The following is a 17,771-nucleotide window of genomic DNA, read 5'->3' as shown; positions in this document are numbered from 1 at the left end:
CTGTTCACTCCTCCCGTGAATAACAATTCACATGTATGATCGAATTTGTCGTTTCGTCCTCCACTTCTGCCTGGATTTCCTTCGAATAATCCAGCGGGTAAAAGAGCGGCTGCAGATCAAAGCTTTTCGGCACCGCCTTCTGCTTCCACTGTTCGACCTCCTCCGGATCGTCCACATATTCCGAACTCCGTTTTCCCCAGACATTTTCCTTTTCTGTGCTTACGCTGACCGAGCGCACGAAATAATCCGCCAACGTCCGGTCAATCGGCGCTCCGTACTGTTCCAGCAGGCTGCATGTCCGGGTAAAGCATGGATAGACCGGAATGCTGCCCGGAAGCATCGCCCGGTCCGAGTCGATTTCCACGGTTCCAAGCAAAAGCGTTTCTTTGAGACTGTCCATTTTCATGTCGCTGATGTCCTCCCGGCAGGCATCCAGAAGAGCTTCTTTCTCGTGTTTTTCCAGCTTCATCAAGTTTTCCGTCACCCCGTCCGTCCAGGAAAAACGCGCGTCCCCTGCAAATTCATTGTCAGCCACGGGGTATGCCGCCCTTTTGTACTCCTCTGTCTCGTACACCGCGGCAAATGCCGCCAGTTCCTCTTCGTATACCGGATACAGACGGTAGATTTCACCTCCGTTTTTCATATGGAAACATATGACCGCATGGGTGGAAGGCATTTCCGTCAGGCGGTTCTTCTCAGCCAGTGACTTGATCCAGGCCGCAGCCGCGGTTTTTCCTTCGTCCGCAAGCAGATACCGCTCCAACTGAAGAACCGTTTCGTATCTCTCCCCGCCCATGCGGATTTGCCTGTAGCTCTCATTGCTCATGCCGATGCCGTCGATGCTGACGCCGATCTTCTCGACCTGTCCTTCCTTCGGCAAATATGAATCAAAGGCGGACGCACCTGCCAGAAATGCCATGCCTGTGAACACGACCGCGGCGCACTCTGCGGCAAGCTGCCATTTCCGGCGGAAAATTCCTCCGCGCAGGAAGCCCGGCTTCTGTCCGATCCCGCATCCTGCGCCCAGCTCCAGCAGGAAATGCACCGCCGCTACCGCTGCGATCCCCGCCGCAATCCCCGCCGCGCCTGCTGCCCCGGGCGACCGATCTGTAAGCCCGGTCAGCTCCGTCAAAAAAATTCCGCTCCACACTCCGGCCAAAAAGGTAAGCAGGCATTCCGCCGCCCGTTCCGCCAGCGGTATGGCAAACAGCTTCCCAACCCGTTCCGTCTTCCTCTTTTTCTGGGCTGCCGCAAACAGGAGAAGCGGAAGAATGATCCATTCCGAAGCCGCCAGAATGACAGACCCGGAGGGCACATACGCAAAGACCTCGAACTTGTCGAACAGATTGCTCCCCGTCAGCTCCCGAGCCAGTGAAAAGGGCGCCAGCATAATATCCAGTTTTTCAAATGTCGGAATCCTGTAATATGTGCGGAAATAATTTGCCGCCCATGGGGTCAATGCATATCCCACCAGGATATGGCCGTAGAACAGGCAGAGGACATACCCAAGAACTGCCGGAAGGACATTTCCGCAGACGGTGAGCAGCAAAATCCCCACATGATAAAAGATCAGAAATACCCCGGCAAAGGTCAGGATGCTGCGCCCCGTGTAACCGGCCGCACAGGGAAGAAAGTCTATATCAAAACTGCTTTCATACAGTCCGCAGGCCGTAATCACCAGGCACAGCGGAATGAAAACATGCATCAGCCCGTGTACATACCTGCTCCAGAATACGGTGCTTTTCCTCACCGGAAGGCTGTAATAGAAATCCAGTTTTTTGGGCTGCAGGAGGTAAAAAAACTCCAGAAAGGAAATAACCGCGCCGAGTCCCGCGCAGATCCGCAGCAGTTCCCCGCTGCCCATGCCGAAAAAGAAATAGTCCGACTTAAACCTCAGCTGCGCCGCGGTGATGATCCCATAGAGCAGCAGGCTTCCCCAGGCCAGCAGCGCCGTAAGATGCCCCCGCCCTGCTTCCCTGACCCATTTACTGAAGTACTTTTCTGATGTCATAGCCTGCGCCCTCCATTTCCGCAATAAACGTTTCCTCAAGGCTCAGCGGAACCTCCCCCAGAAAAATCGGGTTCTGCTCTTCCAGCGCCTTTCTGACCTCCCCGGGATTTCCCCCCGTGATCAGCGTGATAAACCGGGCGTCCTCATGGAAACGCAGCACCGCCGGATGGTTTCTCAGGCTGTCCAGGTCGGCTTCTGTCGGGAACACGCACTGGAATTTGCGGACATGCTCCGCCCGGTTCTTGAAGTCACCGGCAGTCACCACGCCGCCCTTGTGGAGAATGGCGATATTTCCGCAGATGTCCTCCAGATCCCGAAGCTTGTGGGAGGCCACGAGAATTGTGAAATCGCGGGACTTCATTTCCTGGCGGAACAGATTTTTCATAATCTCCGCAGCAATGGGATCCAGGCCGTCAAACACCTCGTCGCAGAACAGGTATTTTGTCTGCGAGCACAGCGCAAGGATGAGAAACGCCTGCCGTTTCATTCCTTTTGAAAATGTGCGGATGGGGCGGTTTTGATCCAGGTTCAGGGACTGGGCCATGTAAACGGCCGCATCCATTTCCAGCTCCGGATATTGTTTTTTGTAAAAATCCAGCATCACCTGGATCGACGCGTTTGGGAAATAGTACGGATCGTCGGGCAGATAAAAGATTTTTTCCCGGCACTGCGGCGAAAAGGAATCCTCCTCCCCGTCAATCCGGATTTCTCCGGAATCCGCCTCCAGAATGCCGGCCAGCATCCGCAGAAGCGTGGTCTTGCCCGCCCCGTTCGTACCCAGCAGTCCGAACATGGAGCCGTCCGGAATCTCCATGGACACCTGGTTCACTGCGCAGATCTCGTCGAAATATTTTGTCAGGTTGCTGATTGTGATCATGGGATCGTCCACCTTCTTCTCTTTTGGTAAAGTATTTATTTCCTATTTCCGCGAAACTTCATATGCCGTATACGCATGGTCAAAACGATACCCCAGCTTTTCGGCCAGCGCAACCGACCATTGGTTCTGCGCGTCCCAGCTCGGGTACCAGCCCCGCTCCATACATTCCAGGATCAGCCTGGCGCCGCAGATACAGGCAAGCCCTTTTCTCCGGCAGTCCTTGCGGGTATCAATCTGAATCTCAATGCCTCCCTTATAACTGGTATAAGAGGAAGCCCCGGATACCGGTTCTCCGTCTTTTAGAATCACCGCCCCCAGGCCGTACTTCCGGTACATGGCATAATCTGTATAATTGGATACCCAGTCCCGGCACCAGGGGATTTGCCGGCACTGTAAATATAACGCTTCATCTATCATTTTCATTGTGTAACCCGGCGGAATGGACTCCGCAGCCGCCTGCAGCTTCGCCCTGTCAAATATATCCGGTTCTTTTTTTATGGCGTACCTTGTCACCTTTTTGGCATTTTCTCCATAGCATTCTTCAATCAGTTCCCCCCATGCGCGGTTTTGCGGAACCATGATGATGAACCTGGGCGGGAGGGAATTTGAGGTTTCCCCAGACTGCGTACTCTGTGCCGCGCTGCCAGCCGCCCTATCTGCCTCGCACATCCCGGCCCAGTACCGGACAAGCTCTGCGTCAGGCTTCCCTGCAAAAAAGCAGAAGTCCGCCAGGAGAGCCATGGCGGAGACGGGGTGCTCCGGGGAGTCTGCGTAGATCCTTCCCATGACATTCTGCAGGCAGGACCAGATCATTGACTCCTGGGAGCCCTTAAAGAGCGGGGACGCTTTTTTTGTGTCGTTTAATTCATGGACCATATTCTTTCCTCACAAATGCCCTCCAATATATTTTACAATCGCTTTTCCATCCAGTATCCCTTCTTTTCCCGGGAAAAAATAAATTCTATCCTGATTGTCTCTGTCAATATTGAATCTCTTAAATTTTGTATGCAGTTCGCATATCACGGTTTCTTCCTGTCCGGTTTTTTTATTAAAATGCGTTTCTTTCAATACCTGTACCTTGTCACGTCCCGCCTGCGGAGAACACTCTATACCCGTACCGGCGGTGAAGCATTCGGCAAGCTTTTGATAGGACGCATTTTCCCGAAGCAACTGCAGAAAAGTACTCTGGAAATCATCAATTCCTGTCAAATGTTTTACAAGGTCTCCGCGGATCTCGTCAAACTTTCTATTCAGCGTATTGACAGTCGTGTCTATATCCTCGGAAAAATATATGTTCGGAAAACATTCCGGCAGATCTTTGCAAAATGAGTCCTTTTTTTCCATAATCAGATATTTGCGCAGCCCCGTATAATACTCCTGTTTTGTTGAGATACAAAAAACATTCTCATTATCATACAAAAGTATCAATGTTTTGATAGCTGCTAATTTCCCGACGAGCTCTGACATTTTGTCAAACAGATCGGCCGCAGCACATTTTGCCCTCTCTATCTTTCGGCTCAATTCTCTTTTCAGATCATTCAGCTCAATCTGGTCCTTCGAGTACAGCCATTCCCACAGTGCTGCATCTTCCTGGGTGTCTGCGCAAATGATGTTTTCAATATGATTATCTCCAATATGATCCAGCAGTTCCATAAAATCTTCCAAATGTTTCTGATCAAATTCGATGAAACACTTCCTGATTTCTTTATCCCAAAGTATACGTTTTTCCATTATTCCTCTCAATCTGCTTTTCGGCGGTACAGGCGCATAGCTTTACAAATATAGTCTTAAGTCTTTTCTTACCATCCGGCCCGTCCGCACGAAATATACATTTTTACTGCCGGTTGGATATCTTCCAAATCTACAGACAGTTTCTCCTGAGTTCCCTCAATGTCCGCAGATCCTCCTCTTCCTGATCCAAAAAACCTTCCGGCCAGCTTTCCAGATCCATCCTGTCGTTTAAATTGATTTTCTCTACCGTATGCCGGACATTTCCATTTGTTTCTTTTATTGAAAAAAAATTGACGCTGATGTCTTCCGGCTTCATTGCATTTTTCAGAGCAGCAATCCGGATACCGTTCAGCACATGCTCGCTGTGCGTCTCTACAATGACCTGAATGCCCGCACATGCCATAGCTGCCAAAAAATATCCGATATGCGACTGTCCCTTCGGATGCAGATGTGCCTCCGGATTTTCCACCAGAAACACGCTTCCTTTTATTGCGGTCAGCCCGGTCAGAATAACCGGAAGCACATAAGAAATTCCAAATCCAAAATTATACGGCGACATAAAATCCGTATCCAATGCAGGCTGACGCAACGACATCCTGCTTATTCTCAGTTCCATAAGATCGTCCGTACGCATCTCAATCCCGGGTATGATATAGTCCATCCAATATTCTGCCTGCTTGCTCAGGGTATTTACTTTTTTATTTTCATCCAGGTGAAAGCACCTTTCCGTATCCACTTTCCCGGCCCCCAATACATTGAGCAGGTGGATCGCATTTTCGCCGTATACACCGCAGTTGTTTATCACCTTGGAATCAATAAGCTGGTAATTCCTGGGGCCTTTTCTCTCCGCGTTTAAGTAGTAAAAATTTTCCGAAAAGATGCCCTTTTTTGCTGACATTTCGGAAACATCATATCTGTTTTTCACTTCCATTTCCGCAGGACTTTCACTGACTGATGTCAGCTTATACTCATATTCATCCAGCTTTAATGTGATATCCTCTTTATCCTTGGAGGATTTGATATGCTCCGAATCGCCTAACTGCAGGCCGTAAATATCATTCAACTGGATATTGTATTTCTTAATCTGGGTATCCTTGAACAATTTTGCCTGTTCATAAATCTGTCTGAACAGGATGCAGCTCTGAATGACCGACGACTTGCCCACTGAATTGCTTCCCAGGCAGATATTGATCTTTCCAAGAGTGATCTGGGTCTGTTCTGAAAAACATTTAAAATTTTCTATAATAAGCTTTTTATGCATCCGACTATTCTCCTATTATTTTGCTTACGGTGTCATATACGATTTTGATATTCTTCGCGTTATTTGTAGCCATTGACAGCGCCCCTCTGAGCTCCCCTTCCCGTTCAATGGCCTCGTTCAGATTTTTTGTAATCTCATCCCTGTTTTTTTCTCTGATCTGTTCTTTCGAAAAACGGCATAAGACTCTGGAGATCCCCAAAAACAGCGCCTTATTGATATAAATCGCTTTTCGGAAAGCCCTGTCGCCAAACAAATAATACGCGTGATCCATAGCCAGGAAAAATTTACTTCTCAGTTCCTTCATAAGCCCGAGATCTGCCTGATTTAAAAACTCCACTGTCTCATCCAGCAGGGCATCCATTCCGCCTTTGTATTCCTTTGCAGGCGACTGGTCTGTGTCAAGCAGGTAAAAGGCAATGAACCGCAGAACTAATTCATCGTCCGCCATTCTGGTAGAACTGATGCTGCCTCTTGTAGCCCTCTGAAAATGCTGTGAGCCTGACAGCTCCCGCAGAAGCTTTCTTGTGCTTGGGCAGGCCAGGCAATTTCTGATTTCCTGGTTATTCAGCACTTTTCCGCCGGTGTTGATCCGTTTGAATATATCGTATTTTACTTTTCCGGGTGTCTGCGGATCAATTACATTAATGAAGAGCTGCGTCTGCTGAATGCGGCGTACAAACATACTGTCCAGGCTTTCTTCTTTCGCCGCCTTTCCATTCTTAAACCATTTATCATTGCATTCACTGAGATATTCCAGATTTTTCAGCTTGAACTCATTTTTCATAAACGAGTTAATCACGGTCAGTCTCTGCACACCGTCTACCACCTGAAACAAGCCTTCTTCATCCTGTGCAAAATAAAATACCGGAATCGGAATCCTCAAAAGCAGAGATTCTATTAATCTCGACTTTCGGGTAATATCTGTCCATACAAATCCCCGCTGAAAATCTGGGGACAAATCGATCTCGCCGTCATTGATCATCTGATTCACCTGGCTGATTGAAAATGTTTTCGTATCCACGCGGATTAATTTGGGATCATATGGATTGAATCTCTCTGTTTTCTCATCCCCCTCTTCATCCTCCGCATCGTCAAATCCGTCTTCCCTATTGATCAGAAGTCCCATTTTATATTCAAATACGGCGTCAGAAAACTTTTGTTTTATGATTTCATCTGACTCCGCGAGATTTTCAGGCTTTCTCAGGATCTCTGTATTTTTTATTTCATCATCTGTCATAATTTCCAACGGAAATGCTTCATCTGCACATTTCCAGAAAATCTCCTTGCCATGATCTGCGCGTTCCAATTCAAACGTGTTGATATTATTCTCGATGTCAATCAGGCTGATCTGCATCTTTTCTATTACCCTCTCTTTATCTTGCATAATATTGACCCTCTTCCGTATATTTCAGCTAGTGTACCCAAATGGTATCCTGTTTTTTTCAGTACATGCTGTCACCGATTTTCGTAAGGAAATTGAGAAACTGCCTGCGCTTTAACGCAATTTATTATAACACGCTTCCAGCGTGTCGGCGTTCGGCATTTCGTCCGTGACTGCTGCCCCCTGCGGGTCACATCTGGTCAAGTTCTGACCTGAATGGAGCAAACTCATAACATTTCTTCCAGGCAATCAATAATAGCTTTACAATACGGTACATAAACCCCATTATCTTTATTGGAGTAATATTCTATAAAACTTCTTATTTCTTCCTCTGAATATTCTACATCATCAAATACCTCCGATGCTTCTATGGCCTGACGTCTATCTCTTTCAAGATGAAAACTATCTAATCCTAAATTGTGTATCATCTCCTGTGCAATATTGGATGTTGCCCTTCCTCTAACACTATTCATTTTCCCATTCGGAAGATATTCGAATATTTTTTCTACTTCTATATCTGTAGGGGAAATCATGTCCTCTCTCCACCAATTATCTTTTCTATGTCCACAATGCTCATCTTTTGCTGTCATGGTTCCTTCCCCATTGCAGGAAGCGAGCAGATTTTCGTAAGATAAATCTTGATCTGCAAAAAAATCCTTAGGTAAAAAATGTTCAATATGAGAAGAATCTGTGGATATTCTTCTCATACAATAGCAACATATTTTCCCCTGTTCATTTACAAGACTTTCTCTCAATCTCCGTCTTCTATTTATTCCATCTGCATCATCAGCAGAAAAATCATTTTTATAATGGGCATTTCTATTATTCTCTGTTTTAAAATTTCTCTTCCAGTCTTCAAACCATTGCGGAGACTCTTGTTTATTTATTCTTTTCATATCTACGCCCCCTGGAAATCAGAACTCTTGCTTTTGCAACTCCTTCAGCATACCCATTTGATTTGTCATCTAATATATCGGCCAGTTCTTCCGCTTTATCAAATTCCTTTTCTTCAATAAGTGCATACATTTTGTTAATCATTCTTTTTATATCCTGATTTACGGAAGCCGTATTCATCACTTCTTCTAAAATTACATTTGTATCCCAACCTATAAATGATTTATATGATCTCAGAGATATCTTCTTTTCATCCTTAAACATATACATCAAATTAAATGTATCATCTCCTTCGCCCAGAATCTGCGGGGAATGTGTGGTAATTATAAATTGTATATTCGGAAATGTATTCTTTAATACACTCAGCACCTTACGCTGCCATGAAGTATGCATATGCAAATCCAATTCATCAATCAATACAACTCCTGTTCCCTCTAATGGGTTCTCCCTTCCCTGATTTGCCAATGCCATTCTGCGTGCCAAATCACCAAATAGCGCAATCGTGCATTTTTCTCCATCAGATAACTGATTTATTGTCAAATACTTACTTTCTTTTCTCACTTTCATTGCTAATGGATTTCTATCGATATGAATATCCTCAAATCCATCCAACATTGCCAGCATTGCCCGCTTTACAGCGGATAAGCTTTTGTCTTCATACTCTGCATTTTCCCGTACTTTTGCCTGATTTTCTATATCTTCCTGATTTCTAAACCATTGAAACAAATTTCGAAAATCTATTGTACTTTCCATTGCCTTATCAAACGCATCTAATTTTGCAAACTGTTCTTTAGACGCCTGCAGAGGAACATCCAACACAATTCTATTCACACCGTAATTGACAAAAACAGGCATATTTTTATTATCAACTTGCTCTATCCAATTTCCATTACCATCGTCATGCCCTTTTACAAGATAGGAATCTTCAAATTTTTCTACTAATAATTTCAATTCCGTTATATCGTGTTTTTTTCCTGCTGCCCTGTCAATAGAACGACTATATTTCATTTCCGTTCCATCTTCAAAGGAAAATACTGCATTGATACCTGCCTTTGATTTACCATAACTAATATCTTCACAATTCAGTTCTGCCGTCCTTCTTTTACCAGCCCCTATAAGTTTTGCAATAATATTTGCATATAGCAAGTCAACAGCCCGAAGAATCGTAGATTTGCCTACACCATTTATGCCAAAAAAAACCGTTGTTTTTCCATCCAGAAAAATGGTCAGCTTCTCTATGCCCCTGAAATTTTGTAATGTAATCGATTTGAGTTTCATATTCCACCTCACCGTATTAACAAATCCTTGATTAAAAATCCATTAATTATAATGCTCATGTGACCGGCTGCCATTCACCCCATACTTCCTGTAGATCAGATACGCCGCCCCTGCCGTCACAAATTCGGTCACGCAGAACGCAGTCCAGACCCCGTTTACCCCCATTACCCGGCTGAGCAAAAAGGCCGCGGGCATGATCACAAAGACATACCGGAACAACGAGATATACAGGGACGGCTGCCCCTTTCCCAGCCCTTCCAGCGCCCCGGAGCAGGTCACGGAGACTGCGGATACCACGAAGCCGAGGCTGATGATGTGAAGCGCCGTCACACCGCTTTGGACGGTCTGCGGGCTGGTGGTAAACAGGCCGATCAGCTTTTCCGGAATCAGCCACGACAAGATCATCCCCACCACCATTACGCCCATGGTGAGCACCAGGGTAGTCCGGAAGATCTGCTTCACGCGCTCTTTTTCCCCGGCGCCGAAATTGTATCCCATCAGCGGGCGGATTCCCTGTATGATTCCGTTTGCCGTCAGGTAAATGAAGGTCTGCAGCTTATAGTAGACGCCCAGCACGAGGACGTATTTTTCTGAAAATCCTGCCAGAATCCCGTTCAGAACGGAGATCAGAAGGGACGGCAGCGCCAGGCTCAGCGTGGCGGAAAGTCCCACCGAATACAGCCTGGCAGCTACATTTCGATCCAGCCGGACATATTTCCTCGTCATGTTCAGAGGAAGCGGGTCGATCCTGCAGAAGATCAGATAAACCACCAGCGTGAGTACCTGGCCGATTCCGGTAGCGTAAGCGGCCCCGGCAATCCCCATGGCCGGGAAAAATCCGATTCCGAAGATCATCAACGGGTCCAGAATGATATTTGCCACAAATCCGCACATCATGCTGAACATGGACACCTTCATCTTTCCCACGGCCTGAAATACTTTTTCATAGACCAGGGTCATTGCGATAACCACAGCGAATAGAAACGCCCTGTTGGAATATTCCAGCGCCATCCGAATGACCGTTTCGTCCTTGGAAAACATCCGCAGAAACGCAGGCATGACGGCAATGGAAATGACCATCAGCACCGCTCCGTGAACTATGTTCAGGAGCATCCCCTGGGTGGCCGCCTTGTCCGCCTGTTCCTGGTCTCCAGCGCCCAGATAATAAGCCACGGCCGCGTTGATCCCGATGGCAAATCCGATGGCAATGGCGTTGATCATATTCTGCACCGGGTAAACCAGGGACAAAGCTGTCATGGCTTCTTCGTTCAGCTTTGCCACAAAATAGCTGTCCACAATGTTGTAGAGCGAGTTCACTGCCATAGAAATGACCATGGGCAGGGACATCGACAACACAAGCGGAAGTATCTTTTTTTCCTTCATAAATGTCTGTTCCATACATAAATCTCCTACTATAATATCTTTTGTAAAACGGTCTCCTTACCGCCCGCGGTTCTGTAATTCCAGCATGGCCGCGTAATGCCTGACCGTAAATTCCTCCGGCGCGGTTTCCAGCAAAAGCTCCCGGTGCTCCCTTTCCCATGCCTCAATCTCTTCCGGGCGCAGGGAGGCCCCGATGCCCCGGCAGGCTTTCATCCTTCCGTTCCATGTTTCTCTCGTAAAGGGCACTTCCAGCTCGTATTCCTCGTGGTACACCGGCTCAAATCGTTCATATACGCAGTCCGGCACCTGAATCGGCTTTTTTGTCTCACCTGCGCCGCTCCAGTGGGGGTTGTATTTTAATACCAGCCGTTCGCTTGCGCCTGCGATTTGATCCTCAAAAGGCAGCCACGCCATATAGAGAAGCAGGAGACGCCCGTTTTTCTTCAGCATCGCCGACAGCCTGGGGACGACCTTTTCATGGTCAAAATACCAGAAGCACTGGCAGGCCGTGATCACGTCAAAGGTCTGATCCGGAAAATCAACGTCCTCCGCCGCTGCCGTCTGGTATTGGATTTTCATATTCATCCGGCGGGAAAGCATGTCTGCCTGGGCAATCTGGTTTTCGGAAATGTCGGCGCCGTACCAGCGCGCTCCGAAACAGTACATATTTCGCGGAAGAACGCCTGTACCGGTGCCTAAGTCCAGCACTGTCTGGCCTGAAACGCACAGTTTTCGATCCGCGATCTTTCGGTAGAATATGGGCGGGTAGATGTCCCGGTATTTTGCATAATCCGCAGAAGCCTTTCCCCAGTCGAAGGGGCGGCCGCCGTCGATTGCTTTGTTTTTGATTTCCATCTATTTCAAAATCCTTCCATTTTTTCCGGCATAGTTTTGGCTTTTTGCAGCACTTTCATCGCTGTCTTGCTTTTTCCTGTCTAACAGTATACTATAAAAAAGTAACCGTCACAAGCGCGACATTTTTTCTGAGCGCCGATTGGCCGGACGCCGTGCAGCAGGGTGCACGACACCGTGTGAACACTAACGATTATTGGAAACAGCGTTACTGTGTGTATCCGGCCGGAGTGTGAACCGCAACGGCAGCCCGGATTTGGTTCTTTGGAGGAGAATTTTTATGAATCGGATCGTTGTGATCTATGAATCGAAATATGGTTATACCAGCGTTATGCCGAGTGGATCGTGGAGGCGCTGTCCTGCCCTGTGTTTGAACAAAAAGCCTTTTGCCCCCATGATTTTTCACAATATGAAGCCGTAATTTTCGGAGGCGGCCTTTACGCAGGCGGGATCAACGGCATCCGTTTTATCTGCCGAAGCTTAAAGCGTTTGCCGGGAAAAGAGATCCTTTTATTCACCTGCGGCCTTGCGGCCCCGGACAACCCCAACAACATTTCCAATATCCGCAAATCCCTTGAGAAAGCATTTTCCGGCAAAATCCCGGAACAGATCCGGCTGTTTCACCTGCAGGGCGGAATTGATTATGCCCGGCTGAATGTTGTGCATCGTTCCATGATGTCCATGCTCCGCAAAATGCTCCTAAAAAAAGAGGAACACAGCCGCAGCGAAGAGGATCGGCTGATCCTGGAAACCTATGGGCAATGCCTGGATTTTACGAACCGGGAAAGCATCCGTCCGCTGGTGGAATATGCGGAATCGGTTTTGTCATTGCGGTAATGTTACGAATGTTTGTCTCTTATTTTTTTCTTGACAAACAAGACCACATGTTGTAGTCTGTAGATAGAGACTACAAAGAATAGTCTCTGCAAAAAACAGAAAAAAGGCAGGATTGACAATGGCTGATATTCAATTGGGTATAATCGAAGCCCGCTATGCGGATATGATCTGGGAGCGCGAGCCGGTCACATCCTCGGAGCTGGTGAAGCTTACTGCAGCAGAATTTCACTGGAAGCGCACGACTGCGCACAATGTACTGCGGCGTCTCTGCGACAAGGGGCTGTTCCGCAATGACGGCGGAACCGTTACCTCTCTGATCTCACGGCAGGAGTTTTATTCCCTGCAGAGCAGAAGATTTGTGGAAGATACTTTTGACGGTTCTCTTCCTGCATTTATCGCCGCCTTTACAAAAAATGCCCCTTTATCGCAGGAGGAAGCGGCAGAAATCCGGGCGATGATCGACCGCGCCGCTGATCCCCGGTAAACGGGAACAGACCGGTTATAATGTGAGAACAAAGGAATGTTTTTGAAGAAAAGATGCGGAGATCGCCCCATCTGCTTCTTAGTTTGGTGATATACCGGGAGGTCTGACAATGGATATGATTTTTTTGAAGCTTCTGAATATGGGCCTTGCGGCCGGCTGGCTGATCCTGGCAATCCTTCCTCTGCGTATTCTACTGAAAAAAGCGCCCAAGAGGGTCTGCTGCGTGCTCTGGGGAATTGCCGCCCTCCGGCTGGTCTGCCCCCTTTCTCTGCGCGCGCCGTTCAGCCTGATCCCCAGCGCGGAAATCCTGAACGCGCATACAGTTCAATATGCCCGGCGTCCTACGGTCAACACCGGGATTTTGCTGATCAACCGGACTTTAAATCCGATCATCAGCCGCACCCTCTCCCAGGCCCCCGGAGCCAGCGTCAATCCCCTGCATGTCTGGATATTTGCCGCCGGAATCCTATGGGCTGTCGGAGCTGTCCTATTGCTGTGCTATGGCATATTCCGGTATCTGCGGCTTCGCATCAAGGTTCGGGAGGCGGTTCCTTTTGAGGAATTTTCCCCTTCGAAAAACCTCTGGCTCTGCGACGCGGTGAGTTCGCCCTTTATCCTCGGCCTTCTGAAGCCCCGGATCTTCCTGCCCTCCGGGATTGGCGCTGACGAGTTAGCCTACGTGACCGCCCATGAGCAGGCGCATTTGCAGAGAAAAGACCACTGGTGGAAGTGGCTGGGTTATCTCCTCCTGACAGTGTATTGGTTTCATCCGCTGGTGTGGGCGGCGTATGTTCTGTTTTGCCGCGATCTGGAGCTGGCCTGTGACGAAAAGGTGGTGCGTGATTTTGATGGGGCTGAGAAAAAAGCCTACGCCCATGCGCTTGTTTCCTGCGGTATGCAGCGTAAAACAGTGCTGTCCTGTCCGCTTGCTTTCGGTGAAATTGATGTAAAAGAACGGGTAAAAACCATATTGAACTATAAAAAACCGGGCCCCGGCGTGACTGCGGCGGCGACGGTCCTCTGTTTCCTTCTGGCCCTCTGTTTCCTGACCGACCCGCCCGTCTCCGAATTTACCGGAAGCAGAAACGGGAATGACAGTGAATTTGTGATGGTTTTTCGGAAATTTAACGCAACGGATTCGCAGAATCTGACCCTGGAAGCCGGGGACGTATTAAACGCCGCAATCATCCTGGATGACGGACGCATGGCAGTGAAAATCCGATATGGGGATGCGGTCATTTATGATAACCAAGAGCTTCTCTTTTCCGAGACATTTGATCTTGAGATTGCGCAAAGCGGAATCTATACGGTAGAGGTGACCGGAGAACATGCAAGGGGGCGTGTCAGCTTCACCAGGAGCCGCCTTTCGTAAGGCGGCATGCCCCCCAATGTCTGATTTTCCTACCGCAGCTCCTCCACCATAAAGCTTTCTGTTTTCAAATTACAATAGTGCCTGCCCCTGACTGCTGTGAATTTTAATACGCAATAGTCCGGGTCCGCGACGCCCTGCCTGTAGTACATGACATCTCCGACCTGCCAGATTTCTTTCTTTATGTTCTCATCCTGCAATAATTCCACGGTTCCTGTCAGCATCAGTCCTTCATACTTGAACCGCCCTTTATTGTAAAAATAAATGCTTGCCTTCGGATTTTTCATAAACTGCTGTGAACGCATCGAAGATGTATTGGTTGTAAAATAAAAGCAGTCCCCCTCTATTTTGCGCGGCATAAACATCGCCTTCATGTTGGGAAAGCCGTCCTCATCTATGGAAGCGATAAACGCAACTTTTTGTTTTTGGATAAATTCTCTCATCTCATTTTTTGTTTTCACCAAAATTCCTCCTTGCGGCGTTGTCGTTGGAATATATTTTTTAAAAATGTTCCGCCTTTGCCTTCTTTCTGTTCCGCTTGTTTCAAAATATCCCGCTGGTATGCAGATGTTCTGTCAGGATTTCCGGTATCCTCTCTTCTTTGCTTCCTTTATCAATACAGGCTGTATTTCAGGATACGTCCATTCGTCCGGCAGCTGATCGGTGATTTGTATCTTCTCAATTCCACTATGCAGTTCTTTTTCGAATTTCCGAATCTCTGCATAATACAGCATTCCAAATGTTTCTTTGCTGCCGGAAAGCCCCTCTTCTGCAACAGAATACACACAGATTGGCTTAATATCAAAATCAACAGCTCCTGTTTCTTCGTACAGTTCTCTTTTTGCTGTGTCCAAAATGTCTTCTCCCGGCTCCCTGTGCCCCCCGGGTATTTCCCATGTATTCCGCTGTTTGTGTTTGCAGAAGACATACTTTCCTTCCGTTTCGGCAAAAATGACTGCAAATTTTAATAAATGTTCCTCTGCTTCGTCGTAAAAATTCACCATGGCTTTGTCCTTTCTCCTATTCCTCCATCAAAAACTTCTCCGCAAAATAGTTTAAAAGATCCAGAGCTTTCCGAAGACTTTTAACCTTCCTATTATTTAATTTCGCGGTATGCGTTTTTTGTTTTTCCTGTGATTCGTCCGGTAGTTCCGATGCATTTTTGTTCAGACTTTTTCAGCCTGATGATCAGTTCCTTACTGCAGCCGGCAGACCATAATATATTCATCTTGATTTTCACGAACAACCTGAAATCCTGCTTTCTTATACATACCGACCGCATAATTTTCTTTTTGTACAGAAAGCGATACCTGCCTGTATCCGTTTTCTCTCAGCAGCCGCAGCATGGCTTCCATCAGTGCGGTTCCGATTCCTGAATGTCTGTATTCCTTATAAAGGGAAATCGAAAGCGAGGGCGTGGCATCATCTATATGGCCATAGTCGTCCATGATGCGCGCCCATACCGCTCCCACGACCTTTTCTTTTGTTTCAGCCACCAGGCAATAGTCATCCGGTTTTCCGAAATCTGCAGTATATACCTGCAGCTCCGGCCGGTTTATGATAGACTTTGGGGGACGGTTCATCCCCTCCGGAATAAAGATCGCCTCATACAGGAAATCAGATAAAATCGGATATTCGCTTTTTTTGATCTCTCGAATTTGATAATCCATTCTCACAGCTCCTCTCAAAGATTCCACCCATGCTATGGAAAAATCCTTCACTTTGCGACGAAGGGGCAAACTTTCTTTGTAACTTTATTCTAGCAGGCGCAATGAGGAGAGTCAACAAAGCTTTTCCATAACGTTACGAAACCTGATGTTTCGAAAAAGTATAGGGAGTATAAGATATAATTATCTGCTTTTTATCTACGAAAAGGGTTTTTTGAAAGTTTAAAATGCAGGTAAAAGTATAGATTTTTCAGTAAAATATTGTTATACTGTATCTGTTTTTAGCGCTCAGACTCTCTATTTGCCAGAGGAAAATGTTTAGTAGCGGATCATATAAAAATGAAATATACGGGATAGTTTAAAATTAACTTCTCGCGAAAAATACACGTCCTATTTTGGAAGGAGAATGAACCATGAAAAATACAAATGAATCAAATGACACAAAAGCATCTAAGAAAATAAATTTAAACAGCGTAGTAAAAAATGCGGGTACAACGCTCTCAAACGCAACAGATAAAGCCAAAAACGTTGTTACAAAATCCAAAGATTCCATTGTTAGCGCAATAGACGCAAACGGCAATGGCGAAATTGATATTGAAGATTTTATCATTATTGGTTTACAGACACCCGGCATTAAAGTAAACCGGGCAGATTTTCTGCAGAAAGAATTGATGAAAAATCACCCGCAAGAAGTGATTGACCTCGCAATTTCACACAATCCAGCTTACGCAAAAATTCAGTCCAGTGAAGTTGACAAAATTGCTGATGAAGTAATTAAATTTGAACGGAACTGTGTTTCTGGAATCTCTGCTGCACTTGGTGCGCCGGGCGGCGTAGCTATGGTCGCCACGATTCCTGCTGATTTGGTACAATATTATGGTTATATGCTTCGAGCCACGCAAAAACTAATGTACTTATATGGATTCCCGGAAATTGACACCACAGAAAAAGAGCATAGATTCGATTCCGAAACCATGAATCTTTTAATCATTTGTCTCGGTGTTATGTATGGAGTACAAGGCACAAATGCTGCTCTCAAGGCAATGGCAACCGCTTTAGGAAAAGGCGTAGAAAAGAAACTGATGAAAACAGCTTTAACCAAAGGCACAATCTACCCTATTGTAAAAAGTGTCTCAAAATGGTTTGGAGTAAATATGACCAAGCAAGTATTTTCTGGTTTCTTTAAAAAGGCGATTCCTGTTGTCGGCGGTGTAATCGGAGGCGGTATCACATATCTCTCTTTCAAGCCATGCTGCGACAAACTGAAAGCTTCTTTACAGGATACTCTATTGAGCAATCCCTATCATCATACTACCGAAGAAGAAGCCATTATTGTTGATGCAATCGAAATAGAAGAAATATAATCTCATTATTTCAATAACAAACGTCATAAAACAATCCCGGAGACATCTATTTTATCAGCATTTCCGGGATTGTTATCCGTTATTAAAATTGATTTTATGTTGCCGTATTACTGGAGTTTTTCAATACCATGCTGTATTTTTCATTTTGATTTGGCCGGAAGAGTCTTCCAGGCTGTTAGGTTCATTGATCTCAATCCCTTCTTCAAGGGCAGCTTCTATCCACGCCCTCTTAGCATCTGCCGCATTTGCTACTGCATCTTCTACCGTTTGACCGCAAGTAATGCCCCCCGGAAGATCAGGATAGAAAACAACAAAGCCCCCTCCTCCCTTGTCCTCCACAATCTCCATCCGATAAGAAATTGCCATATAATCATTCAGCGTT

17 protein-coding genes and 1 pseudogene are annotated in these 17,771 nt (G+C 46.6%); 4 read left to right on the top strand and 14 right to left on the bottom strand.

Annotation, left to right across the window (positions count from 1 at the left end):
• Positions 1-4: 4 nt before the first annotated feature.
• The 10 genes from EBB54_RS27690 to EBB54_RS27645 form a co-directional block, all read right to left on the bottom strand.
• Entirely contained in the window at positions 5-2,011 is a 2,007-nt protein-coding gene (locus tag EBB54_RS27690) for a DUF6449 domain-containing protein (RefSeq protein ID WP_125129889.1), read from the bottom strand.
• A complete protein-coding gene (locus EBB54_RS27685; protein ID WP_125129887.1) occupies positions 1,986-2,888 on the bottom strand; it encodes an ABC transporter ATP-binding protein in 903 nt (300 codons plus the stop codon). Before EBB54_RS27685 ends, EBB54_RS27690 begins: the two co-directional genes overlap by 26 nt.
• A 42-nt stretch (positions 2,889-2,930) precedes the next feature.
• Positions 2,931-3,764, bottom strand: a complete 834-nt coding sequence (locus tag EBB54_RS27680) for a GNAT family N-acetyltransferase (RefSeq protein WP_125129885.1) — start codon at positions 3,762-3,764, stop codon at positions 2,931-2,933.
• 9 nt (positions 3,765-3,773) lie between these two features.
• Positions 3,774-4,619, bottom strand: coding sequence for a hypothetical protein (locus tag EBB54_RS27675; protein WP_125129883.1), 846 nt, complete (start codon positions 4,617-4,619; stop codon positions 3,774-3,776).
• A gap of 130 nt (positions 4,620-4,749) precedes the next feature.
• Positions 4,750-5,880, bottom strand: coding sequence for an AAA family ATPase (locus tag EBB54_RS27670; RefSeq protein WP_125129881.1), 1,131 nt, complete (start codon positions 5,878-5,880; stop codon positions 4,750-4,752).
• A gap of 4 nt (positions 5,881-5,884) precedes the next feature.
• Entirely contained in the window at positions 5,885-7,264 is a 1,380-nt protein-coding gene (locus EBB54_RS27665; protein WP_125129879.1) for a DUF262 domain-containing protein, read from the bottom strand.
• Positions 7,265-7,488: 224 nt separating this feature from the next.
• Positions 7,489-8,157 carry a retron system putative HNH endonuclease gene (locus tag EBB54_RS27660; protein ID WP_125129877.1) on the bottom strand — a complete coding sequence of 223 codons (669 nt, stop codon included), beginning with the start codon at positions 8,155-8,157 and terminating at the stop codon, positions 7,489-7,491.
• Positions 8,141-9,433 (bottom strand): AAA family ATPase, encoded by a 1,293-nt coding sequence (locus tag EBB54_RS27655; protein ID WP_125129875.1) that lies wholly within the window; start codon positions 9,431-9,433, stop codon positions 8,141-8,143. Before EBB54_RS27655 ends, EBB54_RS27660 begins: the two co-directional genes overlap by 17 nt.
• Positions 9,434-9,475: 42 nt before the next feature.
• On the bottom strand, positions 9,476-10,831 hold the full coding sequence (locus tag EBB54_RS27650) for an MATE family efflux transporter (protein ID WP_125129873.1): 1,356 nt from the start codon (positions 10,829-10,831) through the stop codon (positions 9,476-9,478).
• Positions 10,832-10,873: 42 nt separating this feature from the next.
• A complete protein-coding gene (locus tag EBB54_RS27645; protein WP_125129870.1) occupies positions 10,874-11,671 on the bottom strand; it encodes a class I SAM-dependent methyltransferase in 798 nt (265 codons plus the stop codon).
• Between the two features lie 363 nt (positions 11,672-12,034).
• Here EBB54_RS27645 and EBB54_RS27640 point away from each other — a divergent pair, with 363 nt between their 5' ends.
• From EBB54_RS27640 to EBB54_RS27630, 3 genes are all read left to right on the top strand, one after another.
• Entirely contained in the window at positions 12,035-12,505 is a 471-nt protein-coding gene (locus tag EBB54_RS27640) for a flavodoxin domain-containing protein (RefSeq protein ID WP_162307225.1), read from the top strand.
• A gap of 118 nt (positions 12,506-12,623) precedes the next feature.
• Positions 12,624-12,989 carry a BlaI/MecI/CopY family transcriptional regulator gene (locus EBB54_RS27635; RefSeq protein WP_004080118.1) on the top strand — a complete coding sequence of 122 codons (366 nt, stop codon included), beginning with the start codon at positions 12,624-12,626 and terminating at the stop codon, positions 12,987-12,989.
• Positions 12,990-13,098: 109 nt separating this feature from the next.
• A complete protein-coding gene (locus tag EBB54_RS27630) occupies positions 13,099-14,361 on the top strand; it encodes a M56 family metallopeptidase (protein ID WP_125129866.1) in 1,263 nt (420 codons plus the stop codon).
• Between the two features lie 29 nt (positions 14,362-14,390).
• On the opposite strand, the gene EBB54_RS27625 is transcribed toward EBB54_RS27630, so the two are convergent.
• From EBB54_RS27625 to EBB54_RS27615, 3 genes are all read right to left on the bottom strand, one after another.
• Positions 14,391-14,801, bottom strand: a complete 411-nt coding sequence (locus EBB54_RS27625; RefSeq protein ID WP_125131091.1) for a pyridoxamine 5'-phosphate oxidase family protein — start codon at positions 14,799-14,801, stop codon at positions 14,391-14,393.
• Between the two features lie 132 nt (positions 14,802-14,933).
• On the bottom strand, positions 14,934-15,362 hold the full coding sequence (locus EBB54_RS27620; protein ID WP_125129864.1) for an NUDIX hydrolase: 429 nt from the start codon (positions 15,360-15,362) through the stop codon (positions 14,934-14,936).
• Between the two features lie 192 nt (positions 15,363-15,554).
• On the bottom strand, positions 15,555-16,028 hold the full coding sequence (locus EBB54_RS27615; RefSeq protein ID WP_125129862.1) for a GNAT family N-acetyltransferase: 474 nt from the start codon (positions 16,026-16,028) through the stop codon (positions 15,555-15,557).
• 410 nt (positions 16,029-16,438) lie between these two features.
• On the opposite strand from EBB54_RS27615, the gene EBB54_RS27610 reads away from it, so the two are divergent.
• Entirely contained in the window at positions 16,439-17,389 is a 951-nt protein-coding gene (locus EBB54_RS27610; protein ID WP_125129860.1) for an EcsC family protein, read from the top strand.
• A gap of 138 nt (positions 17,390-17,527) precedes the next feature.
• Here EBB54_RS27610 and EBB54_RS27605 read toward each other — a convergent pair.
• Positions 17,528-17,755: pseudogene (locus EBB54_RS27605) on the bottom strand (type II toxin-antitoxin system HicB family antitoxin); the annotation flags it as partial.
• Positions 17,756-17,771: the final 16 nt, after the last annotated feature.

The organism is Schaedlerella arabinosiphila, assembly GCF_003885045.1.
GTDB classification, from domain to species: domain Bacteria; phylum Bacillota; class Clostridia; order Lachnospirales; family Lachnospiraceae; genus Schaedlerella; species Schaedlerella arabinosiphila.
Note: the sequence above shows the minus strand (reverse complement) of the source record. Positions and strands in the feature narration are given on the sequence as shown.

Bases quoted from the DNA above. Each gene is read 5' to 3' on its own strand.
- EBB54_RS27690 (WP_125129889.1), bottom strand. From the start codon at position 2,011: ATGACATCAGAAAAGTACTTCAGTAAATGGGTCAGGGAAGCAGGGCGG.
- EBB54_RS27685 (WP_125129887.1), bottom strand. From the start codon at position 2,888: ATGATCACAATCAGCAACCTGACAAAATATTTCGACGAGATCTGCGCA.
- EBB54_RS27680 (WP_125129885.1), bottom strand. From the start codon at position 3,764: ATGGTCCATGAATTAAACGACACAAAAAAAGCGTCCCCGCTCTTTAAG.
- EBB54_RS27675 (WP_125129883.1), bottom strand. From the start codon at position 4,619: ATGGAAAAACGTATACTTTGGGATAAAGAAATCAGGAAGTGTTTCATC.
- EBB54_RS27670 (WP_125129881.1), bottom strand. From the start codon at position 5,880: ATGCATAAAAAGCTTATTATAGAAAATTTTAAATGTTTTTCAGAACAG.
- EBB54_RS27665 (WP_125129879.1), bottom strand. From the start codon at position 7,264: ATGCAAGATAAAGAGAGGGTAATAGAAAAGATGCAGATCAGCCTGATT.
- EBB54_RS27660 (WP_125129877.1), bottom strand. From the start codon at position 8,157: ATGAAAAGAATAAATAAACAAGAGTCTCCGCAATGGTTTGAAGACTGG.
- EBB54_RS27655 (WP_125129875.1), bottom strand. From the start codon at position 9,433: ATGAAACTCAAATCGATTACATTACAAAATTTCAGGGGCATAGAGAAG.
- EBB54_RS27650 (WP_125129873.1), bottom strand. From the start codon at position 10,831: ATGGAACAGACATTTATGAAGGAAAAAAAGATACTTCCGCTTGTGTTG.
- EBB54_RS27645 (WP_125129870.1), bottom strand. From the start codon at position 11,671: ATGGAAATCAAAAACAAAGCAATCGACGGCGGCCGCCCCTTCGACTGG.
- EBB54_RS27635 (WP_004080118.1), top strand. From the start codon at position 12,624: ATGGCTGATATTCAATTGGGTATAATCGAAGCCCGCTATGCGGATATG.
- EBB54_RS27630 (WP_125129866.1), top strand. From the start codon at position 13,099: ATGGATATGATTTTTTTGAAGCTTCTGAATATGGGCCTTGCGGCCGGC.
- EBB54_RS27625 (WP_125131091.1), bottom strand. From the start codon at position 14,801: ATGAGAGAATTTATCCAAAAACAAAAAGTTGCGTTTATCGCTTCCATA.
- EBB54_RS27620 (WP_125129864.1), bottom strand. From the start codon at position 15,362: ATGGTGAATTTTTACGACGAAGCAGAGGAACATTTATTAAAATTTGCA.
- EBB54_RS27615 (WP_125129862.1), bottom strand. From the start codon at position 16,028: ATGGATTATCAAATTCGAGAGATCAAAAAAAGCGAATATCCGATTTTA.
- EBB54_RS27610 (WP_125129860.1), top strand. From the start codon at position 16,439: ATGAAAAATACAAATGAATCAAATGACACAAAAGCATCTAAGAAAATA.